Raw genomic sequence first — 15,248 nt, forward strand, 5'->3', positions numbered from 1 at the left:
ACGGCTTACGGCTCACGGCTTACGGCTCACGGCTTACGGCTCACGGCTTACGGCTCACGGCTCACGGCTCACGGCTCACGGCTGCGGCTGCGGCTGCGGCCGGCCGGCGTGCGCGATCGCGCCAGGCCCGTTGGCCGCTTCTCCCGGCGCGGCCGTCGCACCGGCGGTTCGCGCTTGCCAGCCCCATTTCCGCTCCGTAAACTCGCGCCAGATTCCAGACCGGCGCACCGTCCGCAGCCGGCGTTCGACAGGAGCCCTTTTTCCCCATGTCCGATTCCTACTTCCCGCGCTGGCGGGTGCAATCGACCGGCGCGTCGCGCGTGGTCGGCCCCGACGAACGCCTCGCGTGGCCGCAGATGGTCGCGATGGGCGTGCAGCACGTCGTCGCGATGTTCGGCTCGACCGTGCTCGCGCCGCTGCTGATGGGCTTCGACCCGAACCTGTGCATCTTCATGTCGGGCATCGGCACGCTGCTGTTCTTCGTGCTGGTCGGCGGCCGCGTGCCGAGCTACCTCGGCTCGAGCTTCGCGTTCATCGGCCTCGTGATTGCGGTGACGGGCTACGGCGGCAGCGGCCCGAACCCGAACATCGCGGTCGCGCTCGGCGGGATCGTCGCGTGCGGCGTCGTGTACGTCGCGCTCGGCGCGCTGGTGCAGGCAATCGGCACGCGCTGGATCGAGACGCTGATGCCACCCGTCGTCACCGGCGCGGTGGTCGCGGTGATCGGGCTGAACCTCGCGCCGATCGCGGTCAAGGGCGTGTCGGCCTCGACGTTCGACTCGGTGATGGCGCTCGTCACGGTGCTGTGCGTGGGCGGCGTCGCGGTGTTCGCGCGCGGGATGATGCAGCGCCTGCTGATCCTCGTCGGGCTCGCGATCGCGTACGCGCTCTACGCGATCGCGACCAACGCGATGGGCCTCGGCAAGCCGATCGACTTCTCGATCGTCGCGCATGCCGCGTGGTTCGGCGTGCCGGCTTTCCGTGCGCCCGTGTTCGATCCGCACGCGATGCTGATGCTCGCGCCGGTCGCGGTGATCCTCGTCGCCGAGAACCTCGGCCACATCAAGGCCGTCAGCGCGATGACGGGCCACAACCTCGACCGCTACGTCGGCCGCGCCTTCATCGGCGACGGGCTCGCGACGATCGTGTCGGGCAGCGTCGGCGGCACGGGCGTGACCACCTACGCGGAGAACATCGGCGTGATGGCCGTCACGCGAATCTATTCGACGCTGGTGTTCGCGGTCGCCGCGCTGATCGCGATCGGACTGGGCTTCTCGCCGAAGTTCGGCGCGGTGATCCAGACGATTCCGGGCCCGGTGCTCGGCGGCGTGTCGATCGTCGTGTTCGGGCTGATCGCGGTGACGGGCGCGCGGATCTGGGTCGTCAACAAGGTCGACTTCTCCGACAACCGCAACCTGATCGTCGCGGCCGTCACGCTGGTGCTCGGCGCCGGCGACTTCTCGCTGAAGATCGGCGGCTTCGGGCTCGGCGGAATCGGCACCGCGACGTTCGGCGCGATCATCCTGTACGCGATCCTGCGCAAGGAAAAGGAACCGGGGCCGGTGGTTTGATCTGATTTGGGTGCGGGCGGTGCAATGCCGCCCGGCGGCGCATCCTTACGCGCCGGTGTTCGACTGCGCCTGCAGCCACGCACAGAACTGCGCGACGAGCGGATCCTCCGCCGGCGCGCGCGGCGCGATCCACCAATAGCTGCGCGTCGCGATGCGCGGCCCGTCGAGCGGCATCACCAGGCGCCCGCTTGCGAGTTCGTCGTCGATCAGCGGCAGCGGGCCGAGCGCGACGCCCAGCCCGTCGACGGCCGCCTGCAGCGCGAGGTAGAAGTGGTCGAACGACTGCCGCTTGCGCCCCTTCGGCGTCACGCCGGCCGCCGCGAACCAGTCGCGCCAGCCTTCCGGCCGCGTATCCGAATGCAGCAGCACGTGCCGGGCGAGATCGTCCGCGCGGGTAATCGGCACGCGCTTGAGCAGCGCGGGGCTGCAGACCGGAATCACGCTTTCGTCGAGGAAGTGGCCGCTCGTGCAGTTCGGCCAGTGGCCGGGGCCGCGGCGGATCGCGACGTCGAAGCCATCGAGCGCGTCGAGCGGCGCGTTCGACGTTGACAGCTTCAGCTCGACGTTCGGCACGTCGCGCTGGAACCGCGACAGGCGCGGCAGCAGCCATTTCATCGCGAAGGTCGGCAGCGCATTGATGCGCAGCACGCGCGCGGCACCGGTGTTGCGCAACTGCTCGGTGGCGAGCGCGATGCTGTCGAACGCGGCGCGCACGGTGTCCAGATAGCGGCGGCCTTCATCGGTGAGCCTCACGCGCTTGCCGTAGCGATGGAACACCGGCTTGCCGAGCCACGCCTCGAACCCGGCGATCTGCCGGCTGATGGCACCGTGAGTCACATGCAGCTCGTCGCCGGCGGCGCTGAAGCTTTCGTGTCGTGCCGCTGCTTCAAAGGCCCGAAGCGCGGAAAAGGGCGGGAGATCGCGTGCCATGCTTGTGATTCTAGATCACAAGGCCCCGTCGATAAAATCGTTTTGCCGGCATTCCGAACGGCGGTAATCTCGGGGCACGTTTGATGAGGAGCCCCATGCAATCCGTTTCCCCGCCGCCCGCGGCGCCCGCGCGCCGCATCGGCCTCGCCGAGCTGTTCACCGGCTTCCTGTCGCTCGGCCTGATGTCGTTCGGCGGCGCGTTGCCGTTCGCGCGGCGCACGATCGTCGACGAGCGCAAATGGCTGTCCGCCGACGAATTCACCGATCTGCTCGGCCTCTGCCAGTTCCTGCCGGGCGGCAACGTGATCAACCTGTCGGTTGCCGTCGGCATGCGCTTTCGCGGTGTCGCGGGTGCGTTCGCCGGCATTCTCGGGCTGATCGCGGGCCCGACGCTCGTGGTCGTCGCGCTCGGCGTGCTGTATGCGAAGACGCAGGGCGATCCGCGCGTGCAGCATCTATTCGGCGGGCTCGCCGCCGCGGCCGCGGGCCTGCTCGTCGCGATGGCCGTGAAGGTCGCGAAGCCGTTGCTGCGCGCGCCGCGCACGGCGGCAGGCATCGCGGCGCTCGCATTCGTCGCGATCGCGGTGCTGCGCGTTCCGCTGCTGACCACGATGCTGGTGCTGACGCCCGTCAGCATCTGGCTCGCGTCGCGGCGCCGCGATACACGGGCATCGCAACGCAGCGCCGCCCGCGACGGAGGCCGCTCATGAACGACACGCTGATCGCGATCGCGACGATCTTCAGCCAGCTGTCGCTGCTCGCATTTGGCGGCGGCAACACGATCCTGCCGGAGATGCAGCGGCAGGTGGTCGACGTCCATCACTGGATGAGCGCGCACGAGTTCACCGCGCTGTTCGCGCTCGCGCAGGCCGCTCCCGGGCCGAACATGATGATCGTGTCGCTGGTCGGCTGGCACGTGGCCGGCTGGGCCGGGCTGCTGGTCGCGTCGATCGCGAAGTTCGGGCCGTCCTCGATCGTCACGGTGCTCGCGCTGCATGCATGGGAGCGCTTTCGCGACCGCCCGTGGCGCCGCTACGTGCAGCAGGGGCTGATGCCGGTCACGGCGGGGCTCGTCGCGGCCAGCGCGGTGCTGATCTCGGAAGCGTCGAACCGCACCGCGATCCAGTGGGGCATCACCGCCGCATGCGCGGTGCTCGCGTGGCGCACGCGCATTCATCCGCTGTGGCTGCTCGCGGCCGGCGCGCTGATCGGGCTCACCGGCATCGGTCAGTGAGCGGGAGCCGATCGGCGGCGGCCGACCGATGCCGCGCGTGATCGAACGCTACGGCGACGCCGGCCGGTCGCCGTTCACGAGGCCGAGCAGCCGGCCGCGCTCGCCGCCGACGTCGTCCGTCGCGGCCGGCCAGTCCATCACGTAACCGGCGTCGAGCGCGTCGCGCATGATCGCGTCGTAGTCGGCCTTGCCGAGCCTGCCGCGGCCGCGCATCGCATCGGCCACCTCGCGCTTGAGCTTCGGCGTGAACGACGGATAGGCCGCCACCAGCGCCGCATACTGGCGCGCATCGACTTCGCCCGATTCGCGGTTGAACGCCCAGACGGCCACCAGCACGATCGCGACGAACGGGATCACGGTGTAGCGCAGGAAGAACTTCGCGGGTGTCATGGCGTGCGGTGGCGCGTCGAGAGGGCAGCGGGTCGGAGTGAAGCGGGGCGCGGGAGGCGGCAAGGTAGCCGACGAACGCGGCCGGTATACTCGGCCGGTTTTCCGGCACCGACAACCGCGATGGCGGTATGCGCAGCCTGCGCGCGCCCGACGCCGACCAATTATATTGGCGCGGCCGCACGGAAGCCGCGACGTCCGGCGCCCGTCGCCGGAACCGATGAATCAGGCGCCGCCCGCCTCGCCTCGTGCGGCCGGACGGCGCGCCCCACGGGAGGATCGATGGATCTCGACGGCGCCAGCCGCAACCTCACCGTCGCCGCGCTGCTCACGCTGTCCGGCGGCTACCTCGACGCGTACACGTACGTCGGTCACGGCCACGTGTTCGCGAACACGATGACCGGCAACGTCGCGCTGCTGGGCATCAATGTTTCGGCCGGCGAATGGGCGGAGGCGCTGCATCACGTGCCGCCGCTCGGCGGCTTCGTGGTCGCGGTATTCGTCGCGCACCTGTTCGGCCTTGCCGCGCAGCGCGGCTGGATGCGTCACACCGCGTTCGTGAGCCTGATCGTCGAGATCGCGTTTCTCGGCCTCGCCGCGAGCGGGCTCGTCGGCGCGTCGAGCGCGTGGCTGATTCCCGGCATTTCGTTCGTCGCGACGCTGCAGACGCTGTCGTTCACCCATCTCGAGGAACTGTCGTACACGTCGGTGATGACGACCGGCAACCTGCGGCGCGCCGCGCAGAAGCTATTCGTCGGGCTGATTCCGCGCTACGACGTGCACGCGCTGCACGACTCGGCGCTGCTCGCGACGATCAGCTTCTGTTTCCTGGCCGGCGCGGTGATCGGCGGCCTCGTGACGCGGCTCGTGCCGGACGTCGCGCTGTGGGGCGCGGTGCTGCTGCTCGTCGGTGCGTTCGCGGAGATCGTGCGGCGGGCGCGGCGGCGCGCGGGCGGTGAAGGTGATGGTGGCGCTGGCAGCAACGGCGATGGTCGTGTTGGCGGCAACGTCAGCAACGGCAGCAACGGCAGCAACGCCAGCACCGGCAGCAATCCCGACGACCGCACGCCAGGCGACGCAAACCCCGCGCGGTAAACGTTGCGCCCGGGCGACAAAATCGCGCGCTGCCACGTTTTTCAATTTCTTTCAGCGCGCGCACTCGTCTTATGATTCAGCCCACATCGCGCACGCCATGAGCGTTCCGCGATCGCCACCCGGCCGCGCACGCGGCCGGCCATGAATGGAGACACCTACAAAAAGGGCAAGCTCATGAAGCAGACCACCCGACTCGCAGCTATCGCAGGGGGCGCGGCGCTGGCCTTCGCCAGCCAGTACGCAGCAGCACAAAGCTCGGTCACGCTGTGGGGCGTCGCCGACGCCAGCATCCGTTACCTGACCAACGCAAACGCGAAGAACGACGGCCTGCTGTCGATGGCCAACGGCGCGATCACGAACAGCCGCTTCGGCATCTACGGCACGGAAGACCTCGGCGGCGGCCTGAAGGCCGTGTTCAACCTCGAAAGCGGCGTCAACCTGCAGAACGGCGGATTCGCCGACAGCGGCCGTCTGTTCAACCGCGCAGCATACGTCGGCCTGCAGAGCCCGTATGGCACGGTGACCCTCGGCCGCCAGAAGACCCCGCTGTTCGACCTGCTGGCCGACACCTACGATCCGCTGACGGTCGGCAACTACCTCGAAAACGCGTGGCTGCCGGTCGCGCTGGGTGGCGGCCTGTATGCGGACAACCAGATCAAGTACACGGGCAAGTTCGCGGGCCTGACCGCGAAGGCGATGTACTCGACGGGCACGAACTACGAATCGACCGGCGCGGGCGGCTTCTCCGGCCAGATTCCGGGCTCGCTCGGCAAGGGCAATGCATGGGGCGTGTCGCTGTCGTACGTGGCGGGGCCGCTCAGCATCGCGGCCGGCGCGCAGCAGAACAGCGACAACTCCGCGCGCAAGCAGACGATCTACCACGCGAACGTCGTGTACGCGTTCAGCAAGGCGAAGATCTATGCGGGCTACCTGCGCTCGAAGGACGACACCGGTTTCGTCGACAGCCTGCTCGCGCAGCAGTCGATCCCGGTCGCGAAGGGCACGGGCCGGATCGACGATGGTCCGTTCGCGGGCGTGAGCTGGCAGGTCAGCACGCCGCTGACGCTGACGGGCGCGTTCTACTACGACCACATGCGCAACGCGATGACCACGAACGGCACGCTCGCGAGCGGCAACCGCTACGCGATCGTCGGCATCGCCGAATACGCGCTGAGCAAGCGCACGGAAGTCTACGGCACCGTCGACTTCAACAAGACGAACGGCGCGGCGAACGTCGAGCTGCCGGGTCGCAGCAACCAGACCGGCATCGCGATCGGCCTGCGCAATATCTTCTGACGAAAGTCGGAAAACACACGCGCGGGCTTCGCCTGGCGCGCATCGAAGAGGCTCCCGCGGGAGCCTCTTTTTTTCGTCACACGAACTTGCCGCGCGCACGATCATTCAGCGATCGCTCCATCGGAAACGACTAGCCCGTAAGGGTTCCGTCGGGAATCCGGAACATACTTTGACAGTGCGCGCGAAGCGTTTCCGCTACGCTGCGTGCAGGGCCGGCCGTGCGCCGCGATGCGCGCGCGGGCGTCGTTCCGCCGCGCGTTTTCGCGTGCGGCCGGCCCGCTGCGTAACTTGTGTATCCGGCGATGACAAACACGGTCTGCCGGTTTTTTTTCGTGGGACGATGCGCTCACGCTTTTTCTTGAAAGGGGATGACGATGGGTATCCTGAACACCGTCGGTGAAATCGCCGGCGCCGTGGCGGCCGTCGAGGCAGTCGAGAAGCTCGACCCGGATGCGGGCCTGCTGACCAAGGCGGCAGCGGCCATCGCCGGCTTCAAGGGCGCCGAGGCGATCGAAGGCATGCTCGAGAAGAAGGAAGAGCAGCCCCAGCAGGCAGATGATACGCAGGCGACGGACGGCAGCGACACGTCGCAGGCCTGAGCATGGCGGCGGGGCCGCCGCGGGTGCGCCGTTCGCGCGCCCGGGCGAACCGGCGCCGCGCGGCCGGCAGGTCGGGCATGTGGTCGATCGGTGACGCATGGCACACCCGGCAGCTGGTTTGACCGGCGAGAGGCGATGTCTCTCGCCGTTTTTTATGGGGCGCGCGCGCCGCGGCGCCACGTCCCGCACGAATGCCGGAATCTTGCTATCGTGCCGTCATCCGAACTGCGATGAGGGCTTGCGATGGAATTCGACTACGACCTGTTCGTCATCGGGGCCGGCTCCGGCGGCGTGAGGCTCGCCCGGATGTCGGCGTCATACGGCGCGCGCGTCGGGATAGCGGAAGAGGAGCAGATCGGCGGCACCTGCGTGCTGCGCGGCTGCATCCCGAAGAAGCTGCTCGTCTATGCATCGCATTATCCGCACGAGCTCGAGGACGCGAAGGGCTTCGGCTGGACGTTCGGCGCCGGCACGCTCGACTGGCCCGCGCTAATTGCCGCGAAGGATCGCGAGATCAACCGGCTCAGCGACATCTACATCAACCTGCTGCGACAGTCCGGCGTCGAGATGCACGCGGGGCGCGCGACGCTCGTCGACGCGCATACCGTCGCGATCGGCGATCGCACGATCCGCGCGCGCCACATCGCGATCGCGACCGGCTCGCGCCCGTCGCTGCCGCCGCGGCCCGGCATCGAGCATGCGATCACGTCGCGCGAGGCGCTGTCGCTCGCGAAGCTGCCCGAGCGCATCGCGGTGGTCGGCGGCGGTTACATCGCCGTCGAGTTCGCGGGCATCTTCAACGGCTTCGGCAGCCATGTCGACCTGTTCTATCGCGGCGAGAAGATCCTGCGCGGCTTCGACGACGACGTGCGGCAATTCCTGACCGACGAAATGACCAAGCAGGGCGTCGCGATCCACGCGCGCGCGGTGGTCGAATCGATCGTGCGCGCGGACGACGGCACGCTCGGCGTGCGGGTCGGGGATGCACAGCACGGGCCGTACGACGCGGTGCTCTATGCGACCGGCCGCGTGCCGAACGTCGAGGGGCTCGGGCTCGAGCGCGCGGGCGTGCTGCTCGACGCGCGCGGCGCGATCGCGGTCGATGCGTATTCGGCGACGTCGGTCGAATCGATCCATGCGATCGGCGACGTGACGTCGCGGCCGCAGCTCACGCCGGTCGCGACGCGCGACGGCGCGCTGCTCGCGGCGACGCTGTTCGGCGGGCGCCGCGCGGCGACCGATCATGAATGGGTGCCGTCCGCGGTGTTCAGCCAGCCCGAGGTCGCGACGGTCGGGCTCACCGAGGCGCATGCGCGCGCCGTGTACGGCGAGCTCGACATCTACCGCACGTCGTTCAAGGCGCTGCGCCACACGCTGTCGGGCCGCGACGAACGCACGCTGATGAAGCTCGTGGTTGCGCGCGACAGCCAGCGCGTGGTCGGCGCGCACATGGTCGGCCGCGACGCGGGCGAGATCATCCAGGGCATCGCGATCGCGATTCGCGCGGGCGCGACGAAGGCGCAGTTCGACGACACGATCGGCATTCACCCGACCGCGGCCGAGGAGTTCGTGACGCTGCGGCAGAAGGTGGCGGACTAACGGCAACCGGCGCGCCGGCGCGTGTTGTCAGCGCCGGCTTCGCGTACGCATCGCGTATCAGGCGGTGCCGTACGGTCCGCATTCGCCGAAGTACGGGACGGACTGAGCGCAAGTCGGCGCGCAGCGCACGGGCACCGTATTCCCCCGCCGCGCCGCCGTCATGCCGACGTGATGCGATTCGATCGAACGGCCGCGCTTATTGCGCGGCCGTTTTCGTTTTGCATCGGCGTATGCCGTGTGTTCAACGCGTGCGCAGCATCGCGCCGCATCCCCGCGGCACGACGCTCAATGCACGCCCAGCGCGTCGAGCAGCCGATACCAGCTCATCGCGAGCACCAGCGCCGGCGTGCGCAGCGTCGCGCCGCCGGGGAAGTCGCGATGCCGGATCCTGCCGAACAGGTCGAAGCGGCTCGCCTGGCCGTCGATCGCCTCGGCGATCAGCTTGCCCGCGAGCGCGGTCGTGTTCACTCCGTGCCCCGAGAAGCCCTGCGCGAAATACATCGTCGGCGCGACACGCCCGAAGTGCGGCGCGCGGTTCATCGTGATGTCGACGAAGCCGCCCCATGCGTAGTCGACCTTCACGTCGGCGAGCTGCGGGAACGTCTTCAGCATGTCCGCGCGCATCGCGGCGGCTAGATTGCGCGGCGGCCGCGTCGAATAGCTGACCTTGCCGCCCCACACGAGCCGCGTGTCGGGCGCCGGCCGGAAATAGTCGAGCACGAAGCGGCTGTCGCAGATCGCCGCGCGCGCGGGCATCAGCGCGGCGGCGCGCGCTTCGCCGAGCGGCTCGGTCGCGATCACGTAGGTGCCGACCGGCATGATCTTTCTCGACAGCGCGGGCGCGAGCGTGCCGACGTAGGTGTTGCACGCGAGCACGACGAAGCGTGCGCGCACGTGCCCCTGGTCCGTTTCGACGACATGCCCACCCGCGACGTCGCGCACGCGCGTCACGCAGCTGTCCTCGTGGATCCGCACGCCGGCGTCGGTCGCCGCGCGCGCGAGCCCGAGCGTGTAGTTCAGCGGATGCAGGTGGCCGCTGTCGGGGTCGTACAGGCCGCCGCGATAGCGCGCCGACTGCACGTAGTCGCCGAGTTCGTCCGCTTCGACGAAATGGAAGCGGTCGTAGCCGAAGCGCTTCGCGGCCTCGTCGCGCCAGCGCTTCAGCGCATCGGCGTCGCGCTCGGTGTTCGCGGCGGTGAGGTAGCCGGGCACGAGCGCGCAGTCGATGTCGTGTTGCGCGATGCGCGACTTCACGAGCGACAGCGTTTCGAGCCCCATGTCCCAGATCCGCTTCACGTCGCCTTCCGGCATGAAGTTGGCGAACGTGTCGATGCCGCACGCGAAGCCGCCGATCAACTGGCCGCCGTTGCGTCCGCTCGCCGCCCATCCGACCCGCGACGCCTCGAGCACGGTCACCGAATGGCCGCGCTCGGCGAGGTTGAGCGCGGCGGACAAACCGGTGAGGCCCGCGCCGATCACGCACACGTCGGCGTCGGTCGCGCCGGCGAGCGGCGCATGGCGGGTCGTATCGTTGGCGCTCGCCGCGTAGTACGACGCGACGTGCGGCTGCTTGGCGAATGTCTGCATGGTCAGGAGAACGGAGAAAGAGGGCTCAGAACAGCTCGCGCACGCGGTGGTACAGCATCCCGAGTTCGAGCGCGGGCTGCCGCCATGCGTCGCCGCCGGGAAAGCGCCGGTGGCGCAACTGGGCGAACAGGTCGAACGCGCGCGTGTCGCCCGCGATCGCGCCGGCGATCGCGCGCCCGGCGATGCCGGTCAGCGCGACGCCGTGTCCGCTGAAGCCCTGGACGTAGAAGAAGTTCGGATCGAGCGCGCCGAAGTCCGGCGCGCGGTTGCGCGTGACGTCGACGAAGCCGCCCCACGCGTGATCGACGCGCACGTCGGCGAGCTGCGGGAACACGCCGACCATGCGCCGCCGGATCGTTTCGGCGAGCGTGGCGGGCGATGCGCCCGCGGAGTTCGCGCGGCCGCCGAACAGCATCCGGTGGTCGGCCGACAGCCGGAAGTAGTCGAGGAAGAAATTGTTGTCGCACACGGCTTCGCGCTGCGCGATCAGCACGTCGGCGCGCGCGCGGCCGAGCGGTTCGGTCGCGATGATGTACGAAGCGATCGGCGCGATGCGTGCGGCGGTCGCGGCCGGCAGGATGCCGGCGGGGCCCGCGTTGCAGCACGACACGACGAAGCGGCAGCGCACCTCGCCCGACGGCGTGCGCACCACCGGCCGCGCGCCGCGCACGATCTCGAGCGCGGGCGTATGCGCATGGAGCGCGACGCCTTCGCGGCGTGCGGCATCGGCGAGGCCGAGGCAATACTTGAGCGGATGCAGGTGACCCGACAGCGGATCGTAGACGCCCGCCAGATAGCGGGACGATGCGATGCGCGCGCGGACCTCGCCGGTGTCGAGCCACGACAGCGACGGATGGCCCCAGCGCGAGGTCGCGGCGTCCATCCATGCACGCAGGTCGTCGATGCGGCGCGGCTTCGTCGCGACCGTCAGGTAGCCGCGCGTGAAGTCGCAGTCGATCCCATAGCGTGCGATCCGCTCGGCGATCAGCGCGACGCCGTCGAGCGACAGCGACCATGCGGCGCGTGCACCGGCGGCGCCGAGCTGCCGCTCGATCACCTCGTCTTTCGCGAACCCCGTGATCGCCTGGCCGCCGTTGCGACCAGACGCGCCCCAGCCGGGCCGGTGCGCGTCGAGCACGGCGACCGACAGCCCGCGCGCGCGGCAATCGAGCGCCGTCGACAGGCCCGCGAAGCCCGCGCCGATCACGCACACGTCGACGTCGATCGCATCCTCCAGCGCGGGGTCGTCGACCACCGGCCGCGTGACGGTTGCTTCGTAGTACGAGTCGCGCGCGAGCGCATCGGCGCGGCGGGTGAAAGACTGCGTCATCAAACCGACTCCCTCGAAGACGGCCGGCGCCGGTGCGCGACGCACCGCGATCCGGCCGGGTGAAACGGCGCGGGACGCCTTGCGTGCGGCACGGCGCTCCGCGCGGCCCGCGTCAGAACGAATAGATGAACTGCGTCGCGAGCAGGTCGTTGGACTTGCCGTACGACCCGTCGTTGCGCAGGAACACCTTGTTGTTCGCCCAGTCGTGCCGGTATTCGACCTTCACGGTGATCTGCTGGGTCGGATAGAACAGCAGGTCGAGCGCGACGTCCTGGCGGATGGCGCCCTTGCAGTCGAAGCCCAGGCCGCCGTTCGCCTTCGACGTCGCGAGGCAGTCCGCATCGACACCGAAGCCGTTGGACGGATCCATCCCGTTGCCGTTCAGCGCGATGCCGCCGCCGCCGCCGCCGTTCTTGCGGTTCACGAGCGCATCGTAGCGCAGCGTCACGCCCATGCGGCCGACCACCGGTGCGTTGAACTTGCGGTGCGCGAGCAGCGACAGGCCGTACCACTGCGCGAGCCCGCCGTTGTACGCCGCGTGCTGCTGCTGGCCGTAGTCGAGCTCGGCGTTGTACTGGATGTCGGCCAGCGTATAGGTCGCGTCGACTTCGCCGAAGAAGAACGTGCCGTACGCGCTCGGCGCGGCACCGCCCGGGCCGTAGTGGACGTTGCCGTCCGGATCGATCGCGCTCGCCAGCGTCTGCCTGCCGATGTTGATCGACCCGCCGATGTCGAGTGCGCTCGACCACGTGTAGTCGGCGCGCGCGGTGAAGGTCGGCACCTTGTTGCTGGTCGTGATCGGGTCGCCGAGCGCGTTGGTGCCCGTCTGCGTGACCGAGCCGTACGTGCGGTACTGCTCGTTGCCGACGAAGAACTTCCACGCCCAGTTGCCCTTCGTGTAGTTCGCGCCAGCACCGACGTAGCTGCCCGGATCGGAGAAGTCGTACAGCAGGTTGTGCGTGAGTGTGAGCATCTGGTTCGACTGCTGCACCTCGTAGCCGCCGAAGCTCGGGATCAAGCCGGCGACGAGCGTGGTCGACGCGGTGATCGGCACGTTGATGACCGCGGTGTTCAGCAGGTTGTCGGTGATCGAGCCGCGCGAGTTCTGCAGCAGCGTGATGCCGTTGCCGCGGTTCGGCATCAGCGTGATCTCGGCCGACGGCGCCATCGGGCCGACGCCGAAGGTCTTCTTGATGTCGAGGTACAGGTCGCCGAACGTGCTGTTGAAGTAGTTGTACGCGTTCTCGTGGTTCGCGAACAGGAACGACGACGTGCCGGCCGCGCGGTTGTAGATGTAGGTCGGGTCGATATAGCCCGTCACCGACAGGCCCGCGAGCGGCCCGGTGCTGGCCGCGTCCGTCAGCGAGTCGACCTTCAGCTGCTGGTTGGCGATCTGCTGCTTCATTTCGCTGACTTCGTCGTTGGTCAGCGCGGCCTGCGCACGGCCATAGTCCGGCGAGGCCGGATCGGCGGCCACGATCACCGGCCTCGCCGCGGCCGTTGCGCCCGCCTGCGCGACGGGTGCGCCGCCCGGCTTCCCGGCGAGCTGCGCCTGCATGGCCTTCATCTGCTTCTGCAACGCGGCCACCTGCGCCTGCAATGCCTTGATTTCGGCGGAGGTCGAGGCGGCCAGCGCGATGCCCGGCAACGCGCCGGCCACCAGCAGGCAGATCAGTTTCTTCTTCATTGCGGATTCTCCTTGTCGTGTGCCTGTCAATCTGCGTTTCGGTGCGCGCCGCAAACGCGCGGCGCGCAGGTCTTGTTATCGATGGATGGGGAGGAGGGGCGTCAGGCCGCCGCGAACGCCGCCTTCAGGTCGGCCACCCGACGCCGTTCGCGCGCGATCATCATCTGGTTCACGACGATCACGCCGATCGTCACCGCAGTGATGAACAGCGTCGCGAGCGCGTTCATCTCGGGATTCAGACCGAGCCGCACGCGCGAGAACACCACCAGCGGCAGCGTCGTCGAGCCCGGCCCCGACAGGAACGCCGACAGCACCAGATCGTCGATCGACAGCGTGAACGACAGCAGCCAGCCCGACAGCAGCGCCTGCGAGATCAGCGGCAGCGTCACCACGAAGAACACCTTCAGCGGCGTCGCGCCCAGATCCAGCGCCGCTTCTTCGAGCGACTTGTTCATCTCCTTCACGCGCGACTGCACGATGATCGCCACGTACGACACGCACAGCATCACGTGACCGATCCAGATCGTCACCATCCCGCGCCCCTTCGGCCAGCCGAACATCTGCTCCAGCGCAACGAACAGCAACAGCAGCGAGATCCCCTGGATTACTTCCGGAATCACCAGCGGCGCGTTGATCATCCCCGTGTACAGCGTGAAGCCCTTGAAACGGCCGAAGCGCGCGAGCACGAAGCCCGCCCACGTGCCGATCACGACCGACGCGGTGGCCGTCAAGAGGCCGATCTTCAGCGACAGCCACGCGGCGGTGAGCAGCTCGTCGTCTTCCAGAAGCGCTGCGTACCACTTCAGCGAGAAGCCCGACCACACCGTCACCAGCTTCGATTCGTTGAACGAGTACACGACCAGGCTGATGATCGGGATGTACAGAAACAGGAAGCCGAAGGCGAGAACGCCCGTCGACAGCGGTTTGTTCGGCTTGATCATTTCGCGTCCTCCAGTTCCTTGACCTGGTAGTACTGGAACAGCGCCATCGGCACCAGCAACAGCAGCACCATCGCGACCGTCACCGCGGACGCCATCGGCCAGTCCATGTTGTTGAAGAACTCATCCCACATCACGCGGCCGATCATCAGCGTGTCGGCCCCGCCGAGCAGTTCCGGAATCACGTACTCGCCTACCGCCGGAATGAACACCAGCAGGCTGCCGGCGATGATCCCGTTCTTCGACAGCGGCAGCGTGATGCGCGTGAATGCGACCCACGGCTTCGCACCGAGGTCGTACGCGGCCTCGAGCAGCGTGAGGTCCATCTTCACGAGGTGCGCATAGAGCGGCATGATCATGAACGGCAGATACGAATAGACCATCCCGATGTAGACACCGGCATCGCTGTGATAAAGGCGCAGCGGCGAGTGGATGATGCCCAGCGCGATCAGCGTGTGATTCAGCAGGCCGTCGTCCTTCAGGATTCCGATCCATGCGTAAACGCGGATCAGGAACGACGTCCAGAACGGCAGCATCACGGCCATCATCAGCACGTTGCGCCGGCTCGGTTCGGCACGGGCAATGTAGTACGCCATCGGGTAACCGATCAGCAGGCACAGCACCGTCGACACGGCGGCCATCTTCAGCGAGCTGAGGTAGGTCGCGATGTACAGGTCGTCCTGCAGCAGGAACGCGTAGTGCGACAGCTGCAGCGCGAAGTGCACGACGCCGTCCTTGAACGCGACGAGGGACGTGTACGGCGGGATCCCCATCACCTGGTCGGCGAAGCTGATCTTGAACACCAGCACGAACGGCAGTGCGAAGAAGATCGTGAGCCACAGGAACGGCACGCCGATCGCGACGTTGCGGCCCGACGGCAGGAAGCGCGACAGCGCGGCGAAGCGGCCGGGGCGCGCGCGGCCGGCGCCGGCGCTGCTGCTTGCCGAAGCGGTCGAAACCGGCGCGGACGGAGTGGAAGCGGAAGTTCTCATCAT

Annotated in this window: 14 protein-coding genes; 7 read left to right on the forward strand and 7 right to left on the reverse strand. The window is 68.4% G+C overall.

Annotated elements, in window-relative coordinates:
• The first annotated feature begins 266 nt into the window (after positions 1-266).
• Positions 267-1,571, forward strand: a complete 1,305-nt coding sequence (locus ABIC50_RS29800; protein WP_354168453.1) for a solute carrier family 23 protein — start codon at positions 267-269, stop codon at positions 1,569-1,571.
• Between the two features lie 45 nt (positions 1,572-1,616).
• Here ABIC50_RS29800 and ABIC50_RS29805 read toward each other — a convergent pair whose 3' ends face one another.
• Positions 1,617-2,501, reverse strand: coding sequence for a transcriptional regulator GcvA (locus ABIC50_RS29805; RefSeq protein WP_175730588.1), 885 nt, complete (start codon positions 2,499-2,501; stop codon positions 1,617-1,619).
• Positions 2,502-2,596: 95 nt separating this feature from the next.
• Here ABIC50_RS29805 and ABIC50_RS29810 point away from each other — a divergent pair, with 95 nt between their 5' ends.
• Both ABIC50_RS29810 and ABIC50_RS29815 read left to right on the forward strand, forming a co-directional pair.
• A complete protein-coding gene (locus tag ABIC50_RS29810; RefSeq protein WP_354168455.1) occupies positions 2,597-3,211 on the forward strand; it encodes a chromate transporter in 615 nt (204 codons plus the stop codon).
• The gene (locus tag ABIC50_RS29815) at positions 3,208-3,735 is read left to right on the forward strand and encodes a chromate transporter (RefSeq protein WP_006760173.1); all 528 of its coding nucleotides are present in this window, start codon (positions 3,208-3,210) and stop codon (positions 3,733-3,735) included. Before ABIC50_RS29810 ends, ABIC50_RS29815 begins: the two co-directional genes overlap by 4 nt.
• 48 nt (positions 3,736-3,783) lie before the next feature.
• Here the strand turns inward: ABIC50_RS29815 and ABIC50_RS29820 are convergent, their stop codons facing one another.
• A complete protein-coding gene (locus tag ABIC50_RS29820) occupies positions 3,784-4,125 on the reverse strand; it encodes a hypothetical protein (RefSeq protein ID WP_354168456.1) in 342 nt (113 codons plus the stop codon).
• Between the two features lie 279 nt (positions 4,126-4,404).
• On the opposite strand from ABIC50_RS29820, the gene ABIC50_RS29825 reads away from it, so the two are divergent.
• From ABIC50_RS29825 to gor, 4 genes are all read left to right on the forward strand, one after another.
• The gene (locus tag ABIC50_RS29825; RefSeq protein WP_354168458.1) at positions 4,405-5,217 is read left to right on the forward strand and encodes a YoaK family protein; all 813 of its coding nucleotides are present in this window, start codon (positions 4,405-4,407) and stop codon (positions 5,215-5,217) included.
• 174 nt (positions 5,218-5,391) lie between these two features.
• Positions 5,392-6,513 (forward strand): porin, encoded by a 1,122-nt coding sequence (locus ABIC50_RS29830; protein WP_041491407.1) that lies wholly within the window; start codon positions 5,392-5,394, stop codon positions 6,511-6,513.
• Positions 6,514-6,887: 374 nt separating this feature from the next.
• Positions 6,888-7,112, forward strand: a complete 225-nt coding sequence (locus ABIC50_RS29835) for a hypothetical protein (protein ID WP_011658130.1) — start codon at positions 6,888-6,890, stop codon at positions 7,110-7,112.
• A 243-nt stretch (positions 7,113-7,355) separates the two neighbouring features.
• Positions 7,356-8,711, forward strand: a complete 1,356-nt coding sequence (gene gor / locus ABIC50_RS29840) for a glutathione-disulfide reductase (protein WP_354168460.1) — start codon at positions 7,356-7,358, stop codon at positions 8,709-8,711.
• A 285-nt stretch (positions 8,712-8,996) separates the two neighbouring features.
• Here the strand turns inward: gor and ABIC50_RS29845 are convergent, their stop codons facing one another.
• From ABIC50_RS29845 to ABIC50_RS29865, 5 genes are all read right to left on the reverse strand, one after another.
• Positions 8,997-10,298, reverse strand: coding sequence for an NAD(P)/FAD-dependent oxidoreductase (locus tag ABIC50_RS29845; protein ID WP_354168462.1), 1,302 nt, complete (start codon positions 10,296-10,298; stop codon positions 8,997-8,999).
• Positions 10,299-10,323: 25 nt separating this feature from the next.
• Positions 10,324-11,628: an NAD(P)/FAD-dependent oxidoreductase gene (locus ABIC50_RS29850; protein WP_354168463.1), complete on the reverse strand. Its 1,305-nt coding sequence runs from the start codon at positions 11,626-11,628 to the stop codon at positions 10,324-10,326.
• A gap of 112 nt (positions 11,629-11,740) precedes the next feature.
• A complete protein-coding gene (locus ABIC50_RS29855; protein ID WP_354168465.1) occupies positions 11,741-13,315 on the reverse strand; it encodes a DUF3138 family protein in 1,575 nt (524 codons plus the stop codon).
• Positions 13,316-13,416: 101 nt separating this feature from the next.
• Complete coding sequence (locus ABIC50_RS29860) at positions 13,417-14,256, reverse strand: ABC transporter permease subunit (RefSeq protein ID WP_105786537.1); 840 nt, start codon at positions 14,254-14,256, stop codon at positions 13,417-13,419.
• Complete coding sequence (locus ABIC50_RS29865; RefSeq protein WP_354168467.1) at positions 14,253-15,245, reverse strand: ABC transporter permease subunit; 993 nt, start codon at positions 15,243-15,245, stop codon at positions 14,253-14,255. The genes ABIC50_RS29860 and ABIC50_RS29865 overlap by 4 nt, the downstream gene beginning before the upstream one ends.
• Positions 15,246-15,248: the final 3 nt, after the last annotated feature.

Source organism: Burkholderia sp. 567 (assembly GCF_040545115.1).
GTDB lineage: Bacteria > Pseudomonadota > Gammaproteobacteria > Burkholderiales > Burkholderiaceae > Burkholderia > Burkholderia ambifaria.